General features: G+C 59.4%; 13 protein-coding genes. 5 read left to right on the forward strand and 8 right to left on the reverse strand.

Annotation, left to right across the window (positions count from 1 at the left end; genetic code table 11):
* Positions 1 to 5: 5 nt before the first annotated feature.
* The 3 genes from NOR97_RS11975 to NOR97_RS11990 all read right to left on the reverse strand — a co-directional run bounded on the left by NOR97_RS11975 (position 6) and on the right by NOR97_RS11990 (position 4404).
* A complete protein-coding gene (locus NOR97_RS11975) occupies positions 6 to 1157 on the reverse strand; it encodes an alpha-hydroxy acid oxidase (RefSeq protein ID WP_170346118.1) in 1152 nt (383 codons plus the stop codon).
* Positions 1158 to 1170: 13 nt separating this feature from the next.
* Positions 1171 to 3234 carry a TRAP transporter large permease subunit gene (locus tag NOR97_RS11980; protein WP_170346117.1) on the reverse strand — a complete coding sequence of 688 codons (2064 nt, stop codon included), beginning with the start codon at positions 3232 to 3234 and terminating at the stop codon, positions 1171 to 1173.
* A gap of 120 nt (positions 3235 to 3354) precedes the next feature.
* Positions 3355 to 4404, reverse strand: coding sequence for a TRAP transporter substrate-binding protein (locus tag NOR97_RS11990; RefSeq protein WP_170346116.1), 1050 nt, complete (start codon positions 4402 to 4404; stop codon positions 3355 to 3357).
* A 334-nt stretch (positions 4405 to 4738) separates the two neighbouring features.
* On the opposite strand from NOR97_RS11990, the gene NOR97_RS11995 reads away from it, so the two are divergent.
* A complete protein-coding gene (locus tag NOR97_RS11995) occupies positions 4739 to 5512 on the forward strand; it encodes a FadR/GntR family transcriptional regulator (protein WP_170346115.1) in 774 nt (257 codons plus the stop codon).
* Positions 5513 to 5625: 113 nt separating this feature from the next.
* Here NOR97_RS11995 and NOR97_RS12000 read toward each other — a convergent pair whose 3' ends face one another.
* Positions 5626 to 6138 (reverse strand): hypothetical protein, encoded by a 513-nt coding sequence (locus NOR97_RS12000; RefSeq protein WP_257599241.1) that lies wholly within the window; start codon positions 6136 to 6138, stop codon positions 5626 to 5628.
* 84 nt (positions 6139 to 6222) lie between these two features.
* A complete protein-coding gene (locus NOR97_RS12005) occupies positions 6223 to 6705 on the reverse strand; it encodes an Lrp/AsnC family transcriptional regulator (protein WP_170346113.1) in 483 nt (160 codons plus the stop codon).
* A gap of 108 nt (positions 6706 to 6813) precedes the next feature.
* Here NOR97_RS12005 and putA point away from each other — a divergent pair, with 108 nt between their 5' ends.
* Positions 6814 to 10212, forward strand: a complete 3399-nt coding sequence (gene putA, locus NOR97_RS12010; protein ID WP_257599242.1) for a bifunctional proline dehydrogenase/L-glutamate gamma-semialdehyde dehydrogenase PutA — start codon at positions 6814 to 6816, stop codon at positions 10210 to 10212.
* Between the two features lie 42 nt (positions 10213 to 10254).
* Complete coding sequence (locus NOR97_RS12015) at positions 10255 to 10998, forward strand: rhomboid family intramembrane serine protease (RefSeq protein ID WP_257599243.1); 744 nt, start codon at positions 10255 to 10257, stop codon at positions 10996 to 10998.
* Between the two features lie 17 nt (positions 10999 to 11015).
* On the opposite strand, the gene NOR97_RS12020 is transcribed toward NOR97_RS12015, so the two are convergent.
* Together NOR97_RS12020 and NOR97_RS12025 are read right to left on the reverse strand one after the other, a co-directional pair.
* Positions 11016 to 11801 carry an inositol monophosphatase family protein gene (locus NOR97_RS12020; RefSeq protein ID WP_257599244.1) on the reverse strand — a complete coding sequence of 262 codons (786 nt, stop codon included), beginning with the start codon at positions 11799 to 11801 and terminating at the stop codon, positions 11016 to 11018.
* Positions 11802 to 11899: 98 nt separating this feature from the next.
* Complete coding sequence (locus NOR97_RS12025) at positions 11900 to 12805, reverse strand: LysR family transcriptional regulator (protein WP_257599245.1); 906 nt, start codon at positions 12803 to 12805, stop codon at positions 11900 to 11902.
* 94 nt (positions 12806 to 12899) lie between these two features.
* Here NOR97_RS12025 and metF point away from each other — a divergent pair, with 94 nt between their 5' ends.
* Together metF and NOR97_RS12035 are read left to right on the forward strand one after the other, a co-directional pair.
* Positions 12900 to 13766: a methylenetetrahydrofolate reductase [NAD(P)H] gene (metF, locus tag NOR97_RS12030; protein ID WP_257599246.1), complete on the forward strand. Its 867-nt coding sequence runs from the start codon at positions 12900 to 12902 to the stop codon at positions 13764 to 13766.
* Between the two features lie 230 nt (positions 13767 to 13996).
* Positions 13997 to 14662, forward strand: coding sequence for a J domain-containing protein (locus NOR97_RS12035; RefSeq protein ID WP_257599247.1), 666 nt, complete (start codon positions 13997 to 13999; stop codon positions 14660 to 14662).
* Positions 14663 to 14711: 49 nt separating this feature from the next.
* Here NOR97_RS12035 and NOR97_RS12040 read toward each other — a convergent pair whose 3' ends face one another.
* Positions 14712 to 15230: a YHS domain-containing (seleno)protein gene (locus tag NOR97_RS12040; protein WP_257599248.1), complete on the reverse strand. Its 519-nt coding sequence runs from the start codon at positions 15228 to 15230 to the stop codon at positions 14712 to 14714.
* Positions 15231 to 15450: the final 220 nt, after the last annotated feature.

The following is a 15450-nucleotide window of genomic DNA, read 5'->3' on the forward strand; positions in this document are numbered from 1 at the left end:
TTGGGTTAGGGATTGCGGAAACGAATATTCTCGCGGCTGAGCTGGCCAACACTGGTGACACCCATCAGTTTCATGTCGCGCTCGATCTCGGCACGCATCAGCCCAAGGGCCCGTTCGACCCCCGCCTGCCCTGCGGCAGCCAAAGGATAAAGGTAGTGCCGCCCGACACCCACGGCTTTGGCCCCGATCGAAAGCGCCTTGAGCACATGGGTGCCACGCTGAATGCCGCTGTCCATCATCACGTCCAGCTTGTCGCCGACGGCATCGACAATCTCGGCCAGTTGGTCAAACGGTGTGCGCGAGCCATCCAGTTGGCGGCCACCGTGGTTCGACAGAATGATGCCGGTACACCCGATCTCTGCCGCGCGTTTCGCGTCACCGACGGTCATGATACCTTTCAGGCAGAACTGACCATCCCAGTCGCGCACCATCTGCGCCACGTCATCCCAGTTCATCGACGGATCGAGCATATCGGTGAAATACCCGCCGATCGAGCTGGCCCCACCGCCCATATCCACATGTTCTTCCAACTGAGGCAGCCGGAACTTTTCATGGGTGACATAGTTGATGCCCCACATCGGCTTGATCGCAAATTGGATCATGCCGCCCAGCGTCAACCGGAACGGGATTGAGAACCCCGTGCGCAGGTCACGCTCGCGGTTGCCACCGGTGATGCTGTCGACGGTCAGCATCATGACCTCGACACCCGCCTCTTTGGCGCGCTGCATCATCGCGGCATTCAATCCGCGATCCTTGTGGAAGTAGAATTGATAGACCTGCGGGTTCTTGTGTTTCTGGCGCAGTTCCTCCAGCGAGACAGTACCCAGAGAGGAAACTCCGAACATGGTGCCGTATTTCTCGGCCGCCGCTGCAACGGCGCGTTCACCCTGATGGTGGAACAGGCGCTGCAACGCGGTGGGCGAGCAATAGACCGGCATGTCCAGTTTCTGCCCCATCACCGTGACGGACATGTCCACGTCCGAAACCCCGCGCAGGACCGAAGGCAACAGATCGCATCGGTCAAACGCCTTGGTGTTTTCCCGATACGTCACCTCATCATCCGCGCCACCGTCGATATAGTTGAAGATCGGCCCCGGCAGCCGCTGCTTGGCCAGCCGCCGGAAATCGTGGAAGTTATGACATTGGCTCAGACGCATGGCGATAAGCTCCTTAGTAGGCGACCGAGGGCAACCAGGTGGCGAGGGTCGGCCACAGGAAGACCAGCGCCAATCCGGTCAATTGCAGCAGGACAAATGGGATGATGCCCTTGTAGATGTGGGTCAGCTTGATCTCTGGCGGGCAAACGCCTTTGAGATAGAACAAGGCAAAGCCAACGGGCGGCGTCAGAAAGCTGGTTTGCAGTGTCACAGCGACAAGGATCACGAACCAAACCAGTGCCGGTTCATCAAGAACGCCGAAGCCGGGGATGTCGATGCCCAGACCGTTCACGATGGGGCGCATCAGCGGAAGCACGATCAACGTGATCTCGATCCAGTCCAGCACAAATCCCAGCAGGAAAACGATGAACAGGATGAAAAGGATGGTGCCGTTCGCTCCAAAGCCGGTGGATTGCACCACATGTTCGATCAGCTCGTCTCCACCCAGTTCCCGCAGGACATAAGAGAACACGGTCGCGCCGAGGAAGATCGCAAAGATGTAGGCGGTGGTGTTGAAGGTCGAAACCAGAACGTTCCACAGCTTGGCAAACGTCAGCTTGCGATAAGCCAGAGCCAGCAGGGTCGCACCCAAGGCGCCGATGCCGGACGCTTCGGTCGGCGTAGTCAGACCCGCGAAGATCGAGCCCAGTACCGCAAGGATCAGCATCAGCGTCGGGATGACGGCGATAAGAACGTCCTTGACGGCGGCCCAATCGGGGGCTTTCGCGCCTTCGGGCACGGGGGCCGCGTCGCGTTTCACCAGCGCGAGGATGAAGATGTAGGTCAGGTACAGGGCGCCTATGATCACGCCCGGGAAAACGGCAGCCATGAACAGGTCACCGACAGACAGGGCCATCTGGTCGGCCATGATCACCAGCATGATCGAGGGCGGGATCAGAATGCCCAGCGTCCCCGAAGCCGAAACCACGCCCGCCGCCAGCGTCGGCTGGTATTTCTGCTGCATCATCGACGGCAACGACAGCACGCCCAGCAGAACAACCGAGGCACCGATGATGCCGGTCGAGGCCGCCAGAATGATCCCGATCAGGGTCACGGTGATGGCCAGACCTCCGCGCACCGTCCCGAACAGGCGCTGCATCGAGGACATCAGACGCTCGGCCACACCGGATTCGTCCAGCATCAGACCCATGAAGATGAACATCGGCAGGGCAACCAGAACCGCGTTGGACATGGTCGCGTAGACCCGGTTCACCACCGCCCCAAGGGTCAGGTAATCAAGACCGGTAAATGTGCTTTCCAGACCTGTCCACAGCATCAGATCGTTGTCGAACAGATAGGCCAGACCGCAATAGGCGACACCGACACCGGCCAGAACCCAAGCCACCGGATAGCCAGTAAACAGCAGCGCGATGAAGGTCAGGAACATCGCGATGACCAGCTTTTCCTCGGTCGTTTCGACCAGGAAGGTCAGGCCCACACAGACGGCAGCAAAGACCGCGAGCACCAGCAGGATACGGCGCAGCGGTGCGCCCTCGCGCTCCGAGGCCGGTCCGTACATCAACGCGTGCCCGTCATGGATCAATCGTGCCAACGCGGCCAGCGCCAGCAGGACAAAGCTGATCGGAATGACAGCCTTGAAGGCCCAACGCGCAGGCAGGCCCGTGGGGCTGTCCGAGCGTTCGTTGACGCGGAAGCTTTCGTAGAAATAGTCATAGCCCTGATCGACCATCAGATAGATGAACGGGGTCAGCAGGGTCAGGATGCCGATCACCTCGATGATCCGCTGCGCGCGGCGCGAAAGCTGCATATGCAGGACATCCACACGCACATGGCTGTCGGTGATCAAGGCATACGAGATGCCGATCATCGTGACGATTCCATAAAAATGCCACTGGATCTCATCCAGTTTCGGGTAGTTCTGGCTGAACAGGTAACGCAACGAGACCTGTGCGAAGATCGCGCCCATCAGCAGGACATTGGCCCACATGACGACATGACCCACAGCCTTGACCCCGGCGTCGATCGCGACGGCGATTTTCTGGCGGTCGGATTCGGGGTGTTCCAGGATGCCTTCATAGGCTTCGACCGGATCGTTGAGGTTGTTTTGGGTGGTCATGGTCATTCCTCGCTCAGCAACCCGGAATACGGGTAGTGAAAGGTTAGAAAGTCCGAAGATCGAAAAGCAGGGGCCGGAGCGGCGGATCGAGCCGCCCCGGCAACGTCAGTGAGGGAGAGATTACTGACGTGGGAGGAAAGCGTTTGTCTTCCAGAGGTTATAGCCGTCACGGAATTCGTTCATGTCGGCCAGAACCTGTGCAAAGAAAGCATCATTGGCGGCCTCTTCAGCGGCAACCTCTTCCCAGGTTGCGCGGAAGGTATCCAGCATCTCGGGCGACCACTGCTTGATGGTAACGCCGTTGTTTTCAACGTTGTCGATCAAGGCCGCGTGCTGGATGGCTTCGCCTTCGGCAAAGCTGTCTGCCATCGAAGCCTTGCAGGCGTTTTCGATGATTGCCTTGTGCTGATCGCTGGCTTCGTTCCAGACGTCCTTGTTGATCAGCAGTTCAAATACGGTCGCCTGCTGATGCCAGCCGGGGAAATAGTTGAATTTGACCAGCTTGTGGAAGCCCAGGCGCGCGTCGATCGCAGGCATCGAAAACTCGGTCGCGTCAATCGCACCTTTTTCCAATGCGGGGAAGATCTCACCACCTGGCAGCAGCGAGGTTGCCACACCCAGTTTCTGCATCACCTTGCCGCCCAGACCGAAGAAACGCATCTTCAGCCCGTTCAGGTCTTCGGGCGAGTTGATCTCGGAGGCGAACCAGCCCGAGGTTTCCGGCGCGATGATGGCGCAAGGCAGAACTTTGACGTTGAAACCGGCCTGATCATACATCTCCTGATACAGGGTCATGCCGTTGCCATAATACAGCCAAGCCATGTATTCGCCCGCCTCGGGGCCGAACGGCACAGCCGAGAACAACGGCGCAGCCGGGATTTTCCCGGCCCAGTAACCAGCCGTGGTGTAGCCCGAGTTGATCTTGCCGGTGGACACGGCGTCCAGAATTTCGAAGGGCGGAACCAGTTTTCCCGGCTCGTACACCTTCATCTTCAGCGTGCCGCCGGACATCAGTTCCAGCTGGTCAGCCACACGTGGAATAGGCGAACCCAGGCCCGGCAGTTCGGTCGAAAAGGCAATCGGTGTTTTCAGCAGCAGCTTGTCCGCCGCAACCGCGGGTGCCGCCAGCAGGCTGGCGGCCACGGCCAGGCTCGTCAGGGTCTTCTTCATGAAATCTCCTCCAGGGTTGGTCGGGTTTTCTCCGATCAGTGGCGCAGGCTCTTCCAGCGCCGCTCCGGTGGTAAACTAACTTTACCAGATTAAACCAGTCAATAACTTTATTTACCACTGGTATGAGCGGAAATGGGAAACCTGCATCCGGCAAACCCGGAAAAACACTGATGCGACCACATGAAAATCCGATAATTTCCTAAAAAACCCTTCGCAAACAAACATGTACTCCACGTCCGGAAAGAACATCCCCGCGCTTGAATTTAGAACGGATATGGTTATCTTTATTTACCAGTTATTCTGGTTATTTTAGCATCACACGGGGCAGCATCTCATGAACACCACGGCGATTTTTGAACCGGTCGGACACGAATCGCTGGCTGATGCGGTGGTTTCACAAATCGAGGACCTGATCGCGTCGGGCATCCTGAAACAGGGCCGGAAACTGCCGTCCGAGCGCGATCTGGCCGAGATGCTGCGCGTGTCGCGACCAAAGCTGCGCGAGGCCCTTCAGGTGCTGGAAGAACGCGGGCTGGTCACAACGCAACACGGTGAAGGGACATTCGTCGCGGCCCTGACCGGACAAGCCATGATGCCCGCGCTTCTTGCTTTGTACGAACGCCATGAGCCGGCTTTTTTCGACTATCTGGAGTATCGCCGCGAACAGGAAGGTTTCGCGGCCCGGCTTGCCGCCCGTCGTGCAACCAAGGCAGACAAGGAACGGATTTCAGAGATCCTTGATGAAAACGAGCGCGCCTGGCAGGAGCAGGACGCCAAGGCTTCGCAAGAGGCGGACTTTGCGCTGCATTCAGCGATTGTTGATGCCAGCCAGAATGCGACCCTGATCCACATGATGGCGTCGATCTACGAACTCACCCGCAAGGGCGTTTTCTACAATCGCGACTTCCTGCGCACGATCGATGGGACCGGCGAAAAGCTGTTGCAGCAACATCTCGAACTCGGCCGCGCAGTGATCGAAGGTGATGAGGAGCGGGCCGAAAAAGCGGCAACGGATCACATCGACTTTGTCGAAGAGTCCTTCAAACTCGGGATCGAACAGCGGCGACGCGAAGCCATGGCCGAAAAGCGCCGGATACTGTCGCGCTGACGGCTTTGTCACCCATTTGCCCTTCTGATTGCGGGGCCCAGTCCCCGAGGTGGCCGTGAAACTCTCCTGTTTGGCGGTTTTCGACCGGTTTCAAAACTTACCCGAGCTGGCTGTCAGATATCCTCTCCGGGCGGTTCCAGAAGGCCGCCGGGTTCCAACAACGCCCGCTCGGACAGCCACGGGTTGAGTTCCAGCGCTTCGGACAGTGCTGTGCGCGCGTCTTCAAGACGTTTCAAACCCAGTAAAGACAACGCGCGTCCGCTGAGCGCGCCGATGTGGTTTGGCGACATTTCGATCGTGACATTCAGATCGCGCAGCGCCGCTTCAAAATCCTGCCTCAGGTAGTTTACGAAAGCCCGCTGATTGTAGCCTTCGGCGTAATCCGGGCAATATTCGACAAGCTGGTTGAAATCGTCCAATGCGCCCGACAAGTCCCAAGCCTCTCGTCGCGCCATTCCCCGGTCCAGCAGAGTCTGCGACCGGGCATCCGGCGCGTCCGTCCAGAGTTCCCACATTTGATTCGAGATGACCCGGGCGTCGCTTTGCGATTCCGCCTTTTGGACCTGCTTGATCAGCGCATTCACCCCTTCGGAATGATCCGGAGCCGTGGGGCATGTCTCGGCCATGGCCGAGCATGAAAACGCGATCAGGAAAAACGTTGCAGCACAGGTTCGCATCACGCAACAAGGGTGGGCCAAAATTCTGCCGGGTCAAGACTGATGTTCAAAACCGCCCAGCATACCGGTTTCCTTCACGGCCTCCATCGCAACAAAAGTTGAGGTATTGGCGACATGCGGCAGAGACGAGATCTTCTCGGCCAATACACGGCGGTATTCCGACATGGTGGCGGTGCGCACTTTCAGAAGATAGTCAAAGTTGGACGCGATCATATGGGCCTGCTCGACCTCGGCGGTTTTGCGGACGGCTGCGTTGAACTCGGCCAGAGCCTTTTCGCGGGTATCGGTCAAACGCACCTCGACAAACGCGACGTGATCCAGGCCCAACCGGATCGGATCCAGCATCGCCCGATACCCCTGGATTACTCCGCTTGCCTCAAGCCGTTTGAGCCGCGCTTGCGTCGGAGATTTCGACAGCCCGATCTCGCGCGCAAGATCGGCCACCGAGATACGACCATCCTCGGCCAGAATTTTTAGAATCGACCGGTCGAACCGATCCAGATCAGGAAAGCTCATTTGCGCTGTCTTTTGCCAAATCTTCAGAACACAGGCCTTCCAATAGCCAATATTCGGGCCGCTGTCCTGAATTTTCCGCATTATATTATCAAAAAGACCGGAGGACATATGTCACACAGCCTGCGCACCCTCATCGATAGCTCTACCTACGCCGATCAGTCGGCAGTTCTTGATACACTGATCTCTCAGGCGAACCTGACAGACACGGATCGCAGCGCCATCGGCACCGCCGCTGCGCAGCTTGTGCGCGACATCCGGTCCAGCACTTCTCCGGGGTTGATGGAGGTGTTTCTGGCCGAATATGGCCTGTCCACCGACGAAGGTATCGCCCTGATGTGTCTGGCCGAGGCGTTGTTGCGCGTGCCGGATGCCGACACAATCGATGCGCTGATCGAAGACAAGATCGCACCATCCGATTGGGGCAAGCATCTGGGGCAATCCTCGTCCTCGCTGGTGAACGCCTCGACCTGGGCGCTGATGCTGACGGGAAAGGTACTGGACGAAGGCAAGGCGTCTCCGGTCGGGGCGCTGCGCGGTGCAATCAAGCGGCTGGGCGAGCCGGTGATCCGCACGGCTGTCGCGCGCGCGATGAAAGAGATGGGGCGACAGTTCGTTCTGGGGGAAACCATTCAGTCCGCCATGGAGCGTGCGCGCGGGATGGAGGAAAAAGGCTATACCTATTCCTACGACATGCTGGGCGAAGCGGCCCGGACCGAAGCGGACGCGGCGCGCTATCACCTGTCCTATTCCCGCGCCATCTCGGCCATTGCCGAGGCCTGCACCCATGACGATATCCGCGCCAACCCGGGCATTTCGGTAAAACTGTCCGCCCTGCATCCCCGTTATGAGCTGGCACAGGAACAGCGTGTGATGGACGAGCTGGTGCCGCGGCTGCGGGCGCTGGCCCTGCTGGCCAAGGCGGCCGGAATGGGCCTGAACGTCGATGCAGAAGAGGCGGATCGTCTGTCGCTGTCGTTGCAGGTGATCGAGGCGGTGATGTCCGACCCGGCCCTTGCCGGATGGCACGGGTTTGGCATCGTGGTTCAGGCCTATGGCCCGCGTGCAGGTCTGGTACTGGATACGCTGTATGGCATGGCCGAACGTCATGATCGCCAGATTATGGTGCGATTGGTCAAAGGTGCCTATTGGGATACCGAGATCAAACGCGCGCAGGTCGAAGGGGTGGATGGCTTTCCGGTCTTCACGCACAAGGCCGCGACCGACGTCTCCTATATCGCCAATGCACGCAAACTGCTGGGCATGACCGACCGGATCTACCCACAATTTGCCACGCACAACGCCCACACGGTCAGCGCCATCCTTCACATGGCCGAAGATCAACCGTTCGAGTTCCAGCGCCTGCACGGCATGGGCGAGACCCTGCATCAGATCGTGATGGACAAGCAGAACACCCGGTGCCGCATTTATGCGCCGGTCGGGGCGCATCGCGACTTGCTGGCTTATCTGGTTCGACGCTTGCTGGAGAACGGCGCGAATTCATCCTTCGTCAACCAGATTGTGGACGAAGATGTGCCGCCGGAAGAGGTCGCAGCCGATCCGTTTGTTGCGCTCCGGACTCCTCCGCCCGCGCTGCCGACCGGGCCGGACCTGTTCCAGCCTGAAAGACCGAACTCCAAGGGTTTTGACCTGCATCACACACCAACGCTGGATAAGATTGATGCGGCACGGGATCAGTTCCGCGCCCATCACTGGTATGCGCAACCCTTGCTGGCCGGCGAGGCCAAGCCTGAAGCGGACGAGCCAGTGATCAACCCGGCGCAGCCTCAGGACAAGCCCGGCGCGGTGGCCGCAGCGAGTGCCGCGGACGTGGAGATGGCATTGGCTTCGGCCAACCCCTGGGACGCCCCCGGTGCCGAACGCGCCCGTGTCCTCAATGCCGCAGCCGATCTTTATGAAGCGCATTATGGCGAGTTGTTCGCGCTGCTGGCGCGTGAGGCCGGGAAGTCGCTGCCCGATGCGGTGGCCGAACTGCGCGAGGCGGTGGATTTCCTGCGCTATTATGCAGCCAACATCCCCGAAGCCGAACCCGCGGGGATTTTCACCTGTATCAGCCCGTGGAACTTCCCGCTGGCGATTTTCTCTGGGCAGATCTCTGCTGCACTGGCCACCGGAAACGCGGTTCTGGCCAAGCCTGCGTCCCAGACGCCCCTGATCGCACATCGTGCCATTCAGCTTATGCACGAGGCAGGGGTGCCACGCGATGTGCTGCAACTGTTGCCGGGTGGGCCTGCCGTGGGCGCGGCGCTGACATCGGATCCGCGTGTCTCGGGTGTGGCCTTCACCGGGTCTACGGCCACCGCGCTGAAAATCCGTGCGGCGATGGCCGGATCCATGCGTCCCGGCACGCCTCTGATCGCGGAAACCGGCGGTCTGAACGCAATGATCGTCGACAGCACGGCCCTTCCCGAACAGGCCGTGCAATCGATCATCGAAAGCGCCTTTCAGTCGGCGGGCCAGCGCTGTTCCGCCCTGCGCTGCCTGTATTTGCAGGAAGACATCGCCGACTACGTTCTGACCATGCTCAAAGGGGCGATGGATGCGCTGTCGGTCGGCGACCCTTGGCTTGTGTCGACGGATTGCGGACCGGTGATCGACGAGCAGGCCCGTCAGGGCATCGCCGAACATGTGACCAAGGCGCGCAACGAAGGACGGGTTCTGAAAGAACTTCCGTTGCCGCCCGATGGCACCTTTGTTGCACCGACACTGATCGAGATCCCCGGCATCGCCGCGCTGGAACGCGAGGTGTTCGGCCCAGTGCTGCACGTCGCCCGATTCAAGTCGCAAGAGATCGACAAGATCATCGCCGATATCAACGCCACCGGATACGGCCTGACCTTCGGACTGCACACCCGCATCGACGACCGCGTGCAGCATGTGACCGAGGCGATCCATGCGGGCAACATCTATGTGAACCGCAACCAGATCGGCGCAATCGTCGGGTCTCAGCCCTTCGGGGGCGAAGGATTGTCAGGCACCGGCCCCAAGGCGGGCGGGCCAAACTACATGATCCGGTTCTGCGCACCCGACCGTCAAAGCACGGCGGATACCTGGGGCGCCGTGGCTGATCTGCCTGCCGCACAAGGTCAACCTGCGCCGGTCACAACCCGATCCCTGCCCGGCCCGACCGGTGAATCGAACCGCCTGAGCGAGTATCCGCGTCCGCCCCTTCTGTGCATGGGGCCCGGAGAGGCCGCAGCGCGTGCGCAGGCCGATGCTGTATCTGCGTTGGGTGGCACCGCCATTCAGGCGACCGGAATGCTTGACCTGCACCGGCTGGAAAACCTGACCGGCATTTCGGGCGTGTTGTGGTGGGGAGACGACGAAACAGCGCGGCAGATCGAACAGCATCTGGCGCGCCGCGACGGCCCGATTCTGCCGCTTATCCCCGGCAAGCCCGACCGCGCGCGTGTTCTGGGTGAACGCCATGTCTGCGTCGACACGACCGCAGCGGGTGGAAACGCCGCGTTGTTGGGAGGTGCGGCATAAGCTTGCCTTGACGCTGGGCACACAAAAGCCCAGCGTCACGGCATGTTTCCGATCCGCGACCACAACCCTTCGGGGCGCACACCTCATGTTGTCTATGCCTTGCTGGCGGCCAATATCCTGATCTTTCTCAGCTATGTGGGGATTTTGGGTGACGGGCCGCGGATCGGCAGGCTGTTTTTCGACTACGCCATAATTCCGGCGCGGGTCAGCGACGGGTTCGGGCTGGAAACCCTCGTGACATCCATGTTCCTGCACGGGGGGTGGATGCATCTGGCCGGGAACATGCTGTTTCTGTGGATCTTCGGTAACAATCTGGAAGACGAGATGGGCCATCTGCCTTTCCTGCTGTTCTATCTGGCAGCCGGAATTGGCGCGGGCCTGATTCACATCATCACCGGGCCCGAGTCCCAAGTCCCCACGGTTGGGGCCTCGGGCGCGATTGCTGGCGTTATGGGCGGGTATCTGCTGCTGTTCCCGAAAGCACGGGTAGATGTCCTGCTGATCCTGGTCGTCTATTTCAGGGTCTTTACCATTCCCGCCTTCATCATGCTGGGCGTCTGGCTGGCGATACAGTTCTTTGGCAGCGTCACGAGCAACCCGGACGAAGGCGGCATCGCCTATTGGGCCCATACCGGGGGGTTTGCCGTTGGCCTGATCCTGTGCATACCGCTGTGGCTGAGACGCGGAGGAATTCAGTTCTGGAACCGCACCCATGGGCACCCGCCCCACCCGGAGGCGAAGTACAAGCTGTCGCAATCCCGCATTCCGCGCGTTCCGCGCCGTTAAGGCCGGTAAACGGGCGTCTAGCCCCGGATCACCTTGGCGAACTGATCGAAGATCGGTTCGTTAGAACAGATCACTTCACCATCTTCCAGCACGTTGCCTTCAGGGTTCAGCGCCTGCACGAAGCCGCCGGCCTCTTTGACGATGATCACGCCAGCAGCCAGATCCCACGCATTCAGGCGGCGTTCCCAAAAGCCCTCGTACCGGCCGGCGGCCACATATGCCATGTCGAGCGCGGCAGCACCCCAACGACGGACACCGGCGCAGGCGGGCATCAGGCGCGCCAGATCCTGAAGGGTTGCTGGCAGGTCCGAACGGCCACCAAAAGGCAGACCGGTCGCGAAGACCGATTCAATCATGCGATGACGGCCCGACACGCGAATACGCATGTCGTTCATCCAGGCGCCCTCACCCTTTTCCGCAAAGAACATCTCGTCCTTGGCGGCGTCATAAATCACGCCGGCAACGATCTTGCCCTTGTGTTCCAGCGCTATGGAAATCGCCCAATGCGGCAGGCCGTGCAGGAAATTGGTGGTGCCGTCCAGCGGATCGACGATCCAGCGGCGGGTCGGATCCTCGCCATCGATGGAGCCGCCCTCTTCGGCCAGCCAGCCATAGGTCGGCCGTGCGCCCAGAAGCTCTTCTTTCAGGATGGCTTCGGCGGCGATGTCAGCCTTCGAGACGAAATCACCGGCGCCTTTCATCGACACCTGCAGATTTTCGACTTCACGGAAATCCTTGACCAAAGAACGCCCCGCCTTGCGCGCGGCCTTGATCATGATGTTGAGATTTGCGCTGCCAACCATTGTCAAAAGGCTCCTGTCCGGTCAAACCGCGCGTATACTGCCGCAATGCGCCCTTGCCAAGAGGAATGATGCGCATAACAGACCCGCCGGAAACGCCGTTACTGGGATTGCAGCTTGCGCGCTTCTTCCCGGGCCAGTTTCACCAGCTCCTGCACATAGGGTTTCTCCAGATCTTCCGAGCGGACCGCGGCGTAGAGACGCCGTGTAATGCCCTCTTTCGTCAGCGGTCGGGTGACGTAGTCCGAGTTGTATTTGACCTCGCGCACGACCCAATCCGGCAGCACTGAAATGCCCCGGTTCGATGCGACCAGCAGCAGAATGACGGCAGTCAGTTCCACCTGCCGGATCGTTGCAGGCTCAACCCGCGCCGGGATCAACAACTGGCTGAACACATCCAGACGCGTGCGTTCCACCGGATAGGTGATCAGGGTCTGGCCGCGAAAATCCTCGGCCTCGATATAGTCTTTCTTGGCCAGGGGATGGGTCGAAGCGGCCACAAACACCGCGTTATAGTCGAAAAGTTCGACAAACTCGACACCCGGCAGGTCTTCGGGATCGGACGAGACCACCAGATCAACCTCTTCCTTCTGCAAGGCCGGAAGCGCGTCGAAGGCCAGGCCGGGGCGGATATCGACATCCACATCGCCCCAGGATTTCCTGAAGGCTTCAAGAACAGGAAACAGCCATTCGAAACAGGCATGGCATTCGATGGCTATATGCATCCGCCCCGTTCGCCCGTCCCGCAGCGATGAAAACTCGCTCTGCGCGGCCTCGACCTGAGGAAGGATTTGTTCGGCCAGCCGCAACAGGCGGAATCCGGCGGCTGACAATTTCATTGGCTTTGAGCGGCGCAGAAACAGTTCAACCCCCGCCTGATCTTCCAACCCTTTGATTTGATGGCTCAATGCGGACTGGGTGATGTTCAACTGATCCGCAGCGCGGGCCAGCCCGCCGCATTCATGGATCGCCTTGATGGTGCGCAGGTGCCGGAATTCAATATGCATTTCAAACAGTATTCATGTTGTTGTTGAGTAATATGAGTTTGTTTCACAATGCTCGCCATGGCACAAGGGGCTCAGTTGATCCAGTGAGGCCACAATGTCTAACCCTGAAATTTCCTTCGAGTTCTTTCCGCCCAAAACTCTGGAAGCCTCATTCCGCCTTTGGGACACGGTCCAGACATTGGCCCCTTTGGATCCCCGCTTTGTTTCCGTCACCTACGGCGCTGGCGGCACGACGCGTGAACTGACACGCGACGCGGTTTCAACCCTGCACAAGTCATCGGGCCTGAACGTGGCCGCTCATCTGACCTGCGTCGATGCTTCGCGGCAGGAAACGCTGGAGATCGCAGACGCCTTTGCACGCGCCGGCGTGCAGGACATCGTCGCCCTGCGCGGCGATCCGCCAAAGGGTCAGGACAAGTTTGTGCCGCACCCCGACGGGTTTTCCAGTTCTGTCGAACTGATCGAGGCACTGGCCGAAACCGAAATGTTCAGCATCCGTGTCGGGGCCTATCCCGACACCCACCCCGAGGCCGCAGACATGGCTGCGGATGTGGACTGGTTGAAGGCCAAGCTAGACGCAGGCGCAGACGAAGCGCTGACACAGTTCTTCTTCGAAGCCGAGACCTTTTTCCGGTTCCGCGATGCGTGCGCCAAGGCCGGTATCGACAAACCGATCGTTCCGGGCATCCTGCCGATCGAGAACTGGTCGGGTGCCCGCAATTTCGCCAAGCGCTGTGGCACGCATATTCCGGTTTGGGTCGAACAGGCCTTTGAAAAAGCGGTGCGCGACGAGCGCGAGGATCTGTTGGCCACGGCAATCTGTACTGAACTGTGTTCGGACCTGATCGAAGGCGGCGTGGACAAGCTGCATTTCTATACGCTCAACCGTCCCGAACTGACGCGCGATGTCTGCTTTGCACTGGGCATTACACCGCGCGTTGAACTGGAAAACGTGGCCTGACTTGCAAAAAATCCAATGATTCGCCCGGGTTACATTTGCGCCCGGGCGTTTGTCGTTTCGGAAGATGTGTACTGTTTACCAGCACCACCCCTAAAACGGTGCCTTTGAGGGACAATTGAATCTCAACACCGCGATTGTTGTCACCAGCCCCGCAAATCATCCCTGAAATTTGACAAAACCATGACGCTGGCGACACTGGAAAAGTGTAGTTTGTAATGAGTGTTTTGAGTATGGAACCTGTCGATAAAGTGCGGGCGCGCGCGGATGCGTTGGCGGATCTGGGGTTAAGCCCCTGCGCCGGTTCCCAAGAGATCAGGGACGCCTGGAGGCAGATCGCCTTCCATTCACATCCCGATCACAAGGATGGGGACAGTTCCGGTTTTTCGCGCGCCAAGGCGGCCTATGATTTTCTGCGCCAGGAAGGGTTGGTTACAAAAGGTGGTGCCAGTTCCGGCCCTCCGCAACCGCGCCGACCCCGTTTGAAAAAGCGCATCATCGAACTTCCGCTGGAAGATATCGCCGCCTGCAAGGCGATGCTGAATCCCGACCAGAGGTTGCCGAAAATGCAAGATGAAGCGGATGTTCAGGACACATCTGATGCATGTGTCTCGGATCACGTTCCTGACGCGGTCGGGTGTTACGGGCGGCATCTGACCTATTTTGTCACCACGCCCGTGCATCATGGGGCAAATCGCGTGGCCTTGCCGACGACCGTCCTGACCAGCGCACGCCACACCGAGGCTGAAATTCTGAGCTTTCAGTCAAAAGATACCGGTGCCGGAGAAGTCATCATCCCCGATACGATCCGCGAACGGAAGTTTCCGGGGGCCAAGAGTGTGCGGATCAGGTTTGACGCTGATCAGGATATTCGGGATCAATTCTGGCTTGCGGGGTAAGGGCCTGAGCCCGGCTGAGCCAGCCGGGCATTGATCTTGTGACGCCGGATCAGTTCGAAACCGGGCCTTCTGACGTGAATTTCGGAATCACGTTGGTCGAGGCGTCGCTTGGTTCGATACCGGGCCAGTTTCCTTCGGCAAGATTGATATTGCCCGGAATGTCTTCCTCGAAAAATCCGACAACCACATCGGTGATGTTGAGATACAGCTTGTCATCCACGATCCGCCACAGGTTCGGGTTTGCCGGAACCTTGCCACCGCGCGACACGCCATAGGCGCAGTGCCCATCATATTGCGGCGCGTAGTATGCCGGGTTTTCCAGGAATTTGTTTCGGTTTTCCTCGGTCGCAAAAGCCCAGGTCGCACCGTTGTACTCGGCGGTGATGTTGGCATTTCCGCGCACACCCTCGGGCTGCGGCTGGCCCACCGGCACCTGATCCAGGCTGCGATAGGCAACGACATCGTAACCCGAAACAGCAAAACCTGTGCCGTCAACATATTGAGGGCCGGCAAAAGCCGGAACTGCCAGCGCTAAGGCCGCAGCGAGTGTCAATGCAAAGCGTTTCATGTCGTCCATCCTTTTCGGGTCAACTAAATCCGTGATGCCTTGGGCAGGTCTGAATGGACAATATGCGATTCCCGTGCGGTGCGTAGTCCCCCTAACGCCGCTGTGACCCGGCACGAGAAAACGTGAAAGTTTGGCGGCGGATTGTTACAGAATGCGCCAGTTGGGTGGGGTTGGACTCGGCGGTTTGCAATATTAGCTGTATGGCAGCCCTGACATAGGC

Source organism: Ruegeria sp. YS9 (assembly GCF_024628725.1).
In the GTDB taxonomy this organism is placed as follows: domain Bacteria; phylum Pseudomonadota; class Alphaproteobacteria; order Rhodobacterales; family Rhodobacteraceae; genus Ruegeria; species Ruegeria atlantica_C.